This is a genomic window from Bradyrhizobium sp., assembly GCF_017881085.1.
Classification (GTDB): domain Bacteria; phylum Pseudomonadota; class Alphaproteobacteria; order Rhizobiales; family Xanthobacteraceae; genus Bradyrhizobium.
Genome location: NZ_JADGRI010000363.1, coordinates 1 through 5,063 on the forward strand (window position 1 = coordinate 1; position 5,063 = coordinate 5,063).

Annotated in this window: 7 protein-coding genes and 1 pseudogene; 7 read left to right on the top strand and 1 reads right to left on the bottom strand. The window is 66.3% G+C overall.

Going from position 1 to position 5,063, the window contains the following annotated elements; genetic code table 11:
• Positions 1-735: type II CAAX endopeptidase family protein (locus tag QZ213_RS24470; RefSeq protein WP_291688652.1), on the top strand; the 735-nt coding region annotated here is incomplete at its 5' end.
• Positions 736-750: 15 nt separating this feature from the next.
• Here QZ213_RS24470 and ruvX read toward each other — a convergent pair.
• Entirely contained in the window at positions 751-1,233 is a 483-nt protein-coding gene (gene ruvX, locus QZ213_RS24475; RefSeq protein WP_291688653.1) for a Holliday junction resolvase RuvX, read from the bottom strand.
• 181 nt (positions 1,234-1,414) lie between these two features.
• On the opposite strand from ruvX, the gene QZ213_RS24480 reads away from it, so the two are divergent.
• The 6 genes and pseudogenes from QZ213_RS24480 to gatB all read left to right on the top strand — a co-directional run.
• Positions 1,415-2,491 (top strand): nitronate monooxygenase, encoded by a 1,077-nt coding sequence (locus tag QZ213_RS24480; RefSeq protein WP_291688654.1) that lies wholly within the window; start codon positions 1,415-1,417, stop codon positions 2,489-2,491.
• An 81-nt stretch (positions 2,492-2,572) separates the two neighbouring features.
• The gene (gatC, locus tag QZ213_RS24485) at positions 2,573-2,860 is read left to right on the top strand and encodes an Asp-tRNA(Asn)/Glu-tRNA(Gln) amidotransferase subunit GatC (protein ID WP_291688655.1); all 288 of its coding nucleotides are present in this window, start codon (positions 2,573-2,575) and stop codon (positions 2,858-2,860) included.
• 55 nt (positions 2,861-2,915) lie between these two features.
• Positions 2,916-3,134 (top strand): hypothetical protein, encoded by a 219-nt coding sequence (locus QZ213_RS24490; protein WP_291688656.1) that lies wholly within the window; start codon positions 2,916-2,918, stop codon positions 3,132-3,134.
• Positions 3,131-4,606: an Asp-tRNA(Asn)/Glu-tRNA(Gln) amidotransferase subunit GatA gene (gene gatA, locus QZ213_RS24495; RefSeq protein ID WP_291688657.1), complete on the top strand. Its 1,476-nt coding sequence runs from the start codon at positions 3,131-3,133 to the stop codon at positions 4,604-4,606. Before QZ213_RS24490 ends, gatA begins: the two co-directional genes overlap by 4 nt.
• Before the next feature lie 2 nt (positions 4,607-4,608).
• A complete protein-coding gene (locus QZ213_RS24500; RefSeq protein WP_291688658.1) occupies positions 4,609-4,902 on the top strand; it encodes a hypothetical protein in 294 nt (97 codons plus the stop codon).
• Positions 4,899-5,063: pseudogene (gene gatB / locus QZ213_RS24505) on the top strand (Asp-tRNA(Asn)/Glu-tRNA(Gln) amidotransferase GatCAB subunit B); the annotation flags it as partial. The gene QZ213_RS24500 and the pseudogene gatB, both read left to right, overlap by 4 nt.

The following is a 5,063-nucleotide window of genomic DNA, read 5'->3' on the forward strand; positions in this document are numbered from 1 at the left end:
CCCGCCCAACGCCCGCCGCGCATCTGGAAATTCTGGGGCACCGCCCTGTGGGGCTTGTTCATCTTCGCCGCGATGTTCGTCGGACAAATCGCCGTCGTGGCCTGGTTTGTCGTGCGGCGAGAGGGGCCGATCGATATGGCCGCCGCGATCCATGTCGTCGGCAGCGGCCTGACGATATCGCTTTCCGTGATCATGGGTCTGCCCGCCGTGCTCGCCGCGCTGTGGATCGCCATACGCCGGTCGCGCACGTCGTTTGCCGATTATCTCGCGCTGCGCGGGACCTCCTGGGTCCATTTCGTCATCGGCGCGGTGGCGCTGGGCGTGCTGGTGATGGGGTGGGACGCGGTGTCGCGCGCGTTGGGGCGCGAAGTGACGCCCGGTTTCATGGGCGATGTGCTGCAGTCGGCGCGCGGCGACGGCGCGTTGTGGCTGCTGGTGCTGGCGTTCTGCGTCGCAGCCCCGATTTCGGAGGAATTGTTCGCGCGCGGCTTTCTCTACCGCGGCTGGTCGGAGTCGTTTCTCGGCGCCCCCGGCGCCATCCTGCTGTCGTCGATGGTGTGGACCGCGCTGCATCTGCAGTATGACTGGTTCTTCTTCGGCGAGGTGTTCTCGATCGGGCTACTGCTCGGATATCTGCGCTACCGCTTCCGCTCGACCTGGCTGACGATCTTCGTGCATGGCCTCAACAACTCGGCCGCGGTGCTGCAGACCTTCCTGCTGACGGGGCACGGATGAGGGGGCCGGACGGCGTCAGCGCGTTTCGCGCAAATTGGCCAGCCGGTCGAGCGCGCCCTGCAGGATGAAGATCGCGGCGTGCTCGTCGATCACCTCGGCGCGCCGGGCGCGGCTCATGTCCATGCCGATCAGTTCGCGCTCCACCGCCGCGGTCGAGAGCCGCTCGTCCCACAGTGCGATCGGCAGATCGGTGAGTCTGGAGAAATTGCGGGCGAAGGCGCGGGTGGATTGCGCGCGCGGTCCCTCGCTGGCGTCCATGTTGATGGGCAGGCCGAGCACGAAGCCGACGGCGTTGCGCTCGGCGGCGATGGCGAGCAGGCGCCCGGCGTCGGCCTTGAAGGCCTTGCGCTGGATGGTCTCGACCCCGGTCGCCAGCCGGCGGTCGGGGTCGGAGACAGCGACCCCGATGGTCTTGGTGCCGAGGTCGAGCCCGACCAGCGCGCCGCGCGGAGGCCAGTGCGCGGCGGCTTCGATCAGCGGAAGGATGAGGGCAGGCATCGCGCTCGCATACCACGCGGCGTGCGATCCATGCAAAGTAAGAGACGGGATCGCGCTGCAGCGCGTGAACCTCTGGCTGCGCCCGAATGCATAACTATTTCGGCTCGCGGGGTGTTAATCTTGGAGAGGCCACCGGCAACGACGCCAGCGCCAATCCCCCATTCACCGGAATCGACAGATCATGTGGCCAGACCGCCGAGTTATCGAGCTTTTCAAGACGGAGTTTCCCATCGTTCTCGCGCCGATGGCCGGCATCATGGATGCCGATTTGGTGATCGCGGCAGCGCAGGGCGGCGCGCTCGGCTCGCTGCCCTGTGCGATGCTGTCGGTGGAGAAGGCGCGCGAGCAGGTCAACATCATCCGCCAGCGCGCCTCGGTGCCGGTCAACATGAACTTCTTCTGCCACGAGCCGGTCGATGCCGATCCAAGGCGCGAGGCCCAATGGAGGCAGCGGCTTGCGCCGTACTATAAAGAGTTCGGGGTCGACCCCGCGGCGCCGGTCAACGCCGCCAACCGTGCGCCTTTCGATGCCGCGATGTGCGAACTCGTCGAGGAGCTGAAGCCTGAAGTGGTGAGTTTCCATTTCGGCCTGCCGGCTCCGGCGCTATTGAAACGCGTCAAGGCGGCCGGCTGCATCGTGATGTCGTCGGCGACCATCGTGAGGGAGGCGATCTGGCTCGAGGAAAACGGCGCCGACGTCATCATCGCGCAGGGAGCGGAAGCCGGCGGCCATCGCGGCATGTTCCTGACCGACAATATCGCCGAGCAACCCGGCACCTTTGCGCTGGTGCCGCAGGTGGTCGATGCGGTGAAAGTGCCCGTGATCGCCGCGGGCGGCATCGCCGACGGGCGGGGCATCGCGGCGGCGTTCGCGCTGGGCGCGGCCGGTGTCCAGATCGGTACCGCCTATCTGCGCTGTCCGGAGTCGAAGGTGACGGCGCAGGCGCGCCTGGCGCTGGCCCAGGCGCTGGATGATTCCACCGTCATCACCAACGTCATGACCGGCCGTCCGGCGCGCGGGGTCCCTAACCGCGCCATGCGCGAGGTCGGCCCGATTAGCCCTGACGCGCCGGCCTTTCCCCATGCCGCGACCGGCCTGGCGCCGCTGAAGGCGGCAGCCGAAAAGCTCGGCAGGGTCGATTTCACCAATCTTTGGGCCGGGCAGGCGGTGCGGCTGGGGCGTGAAATGCCCGCCGCCGAGCTGACCCGGGCGCTGGCGGGTGCTGCTTTGGCGCGGATGAGCCAGATGGCGGGCTGATAACGCCCGGGGCGCGGTTGCGGCGCAAAAGCCCCCTCTGCTATACGGCGGACTGAATTTTGCCGTTAGAGGCCATATATAATGTCCGTTGATGCCGCCACCGTTCGCCGTATTGCGCATCTTGCGCGCATCGCGGTCGCCGAATCCGAGGTTTCGCATCTGCAGGGCGAACTGAACGCCATGCTGGCGTTCGTCGAGCAGCTGTCAGAAGTCAATGTCGAGGGCGTCGAACCGATGACCTCGGTGACCCCGATGGAAATGAAGAAGCGCCCCGACGTGGTCAATGACGGCGAGATCGCCGACGACATCGTCAGGAACGCCCCGGCCACCGAAGATCATTTCTTTCTGGTGCCGAAAGTTGTCGAATAGGTCAAAGCGCGGGTAATGCGCGCGCAACAAGAGAGTCTTCGAGACGGGAAATCCGATGTGTCTGCTCTGCGACGATGAAAAGGCCTATGCGGCCTATATGAACTATCTCGACGCGATGGAGCGGCAGGGTAAGGCCGCCGATCCCGACAAGGCCGTCGACGCCGTGCTGGATGCGCTCGAAGCGGCCGACAAGGCGAACGCCAAGACGCGGCGCGACGATCCGGCCAACGACAAGACGCTGTCTCCGTTCTTCTGCAGCCCGGTTGATAAATGACCGATTTGACATCGCTGACGCTTGCCGAGGCCAGGGATGGCCTCGCGAGCAAATCCATTACCTCGCTTGAACTAACCGACGCGCATCTCAAGGCGATCGAGTCCGCGCGCGTGCTCAATGCCTTTGTGCTGGAAACCCCGGACCAGGCGCGGACCATGGCGCGCGAGATCGATGCGAAAATCGCAAAAGGCGAGGGCGGTCCGCTCGCCGGCATTCCGCTCGGCATCAAGGATCTGTTCGCCACCAAGGACGTGCGCACCACCGCGTGTTCGAAGATCCTCGCCAATTTCGTGCCGCCTTACGAATCCACCGTCACCGCGCAGCTCTGGCGCGACGGCGCTGTGATGCTCGGCAAGCTCAACAATGACGAGTTTGCGATGGGCTCGTCGAACGAGACCTCGTGCTTCGGTCCCGTGGTCAACCCGTGGCGGCGCGACGGCGCCAACACCACGCTGGTGCCGGGCGGCTCGTCCGGCGGCTCGGCCTCGGCGGTGGCGGCCTTGTTGTGCATGGGCGCGACCGCGACCGACACCGGCGGTTCGATCCGCCAGCCGGCGGCGTTCACCGCGACCGTCGGCCTGAAGCCGACCTATGGCCGCTGCTCGCGCTGGGGCATCGTCGCCTTCGCATCCTCGCTCGACCAGGCCGGCCCGATCGCGCGCACGGTGCGCGACACCGCGATCCTGCTGCGCTCGATGGCCGGCCACGATCCCAAGGACACCACGTCAGTCGATCGCCCGGTGCCGGACTACGAGGCCGCGATCGGAAAGTCGGTCAAGGGCATGAAGATCGGCATTCCCAGGGAATACCGCCTCGACGGCATGCCCGCGGAAATCGAAAAGCTCTGGAGCGAGGGCGCGGGCTGGCTGAAGGCCGCCGGCGCCGAACTGGTCGAGGTGTCGCTGCCGCACACCAAATACGCGCTGCCGGCCTATTACATCGTCGCACCGGCGGAAGCCTCCTCGAATCTCGCGCGCTATGACGGCGTGCGCTACGGCCTGCGCGTGCCCGGCGGCTCGATCGGCGACATGTATGAGGCCACCCGCGCCGAGGGTTTTGGCGCCGAGGTCCGTCGCCGCGTCATGATCGGCACCTATGTGCTCTCGGCCGGCTATTACGACGCCTATTATCTGCGCGCGCAAAAAGTCCGCACCCTGATCAAGAGGGATTTCGAGGACTGCTTTGCCAAGGGCGTCAATGCGATCCTGACGCCGGCGACGCCGTCGGCGGCGTTCGGCATCGGCGAGAAGGGCGGCGCCGACCCGGTCGAGATGTATCTCAATGACATCTTCACGGTGACGGTGAACATGGCGGGACTGCCCGGCATCGCGGTTCCCGCCGGCAAGGATGCGCAGGGCTTGCCGCTCGGCCTGCAACTGATCGGCCGGCCGTTCGACGAGGAGGCGCTGTTCTCGCTCGGCGAGGTGGTCGAGCAGGCCGCCGGGCGGTTCACGCCGGCGAGGTGGTGGTGACCATGGCGGAATTCAAAGCGAGCCTGTCGGGCGCCGCACCCGCGCCGCAATTGGACGCGCCGCTGGCGGCGCTATGGTGGGCGGCAAAGGGCGGCTGGGATCAGGCACACAGGATCGTGCAGGACGAACCAACCGCTGATGCGGCCTGGGTTCATGCCTATCTGCATCGAGTGGAGGGCGATTCCGGCAATGCCGGCTATTGGTACCGGCGCGCGGCCAGGCCGGTGGGGGGCGGTTCGCTCGAGGCCGAATGGGAGCGGATGGTATCCGCGCTGCTTGGGGCTGGACGAGCATGAGTGCGATGAGCGCAAGACTGATCAAGGGCGCCACCGGCGACTGGGAGATGGTGATCGGGCTGGAAGTCCATGCCCAGGTCACCTCGAAGTCAAAACTGTTTTCCGGCGCCTCGACCGAATTCGGCGGCGAGCCGAACAGCCATGTCTCGCTGGTCGACGCG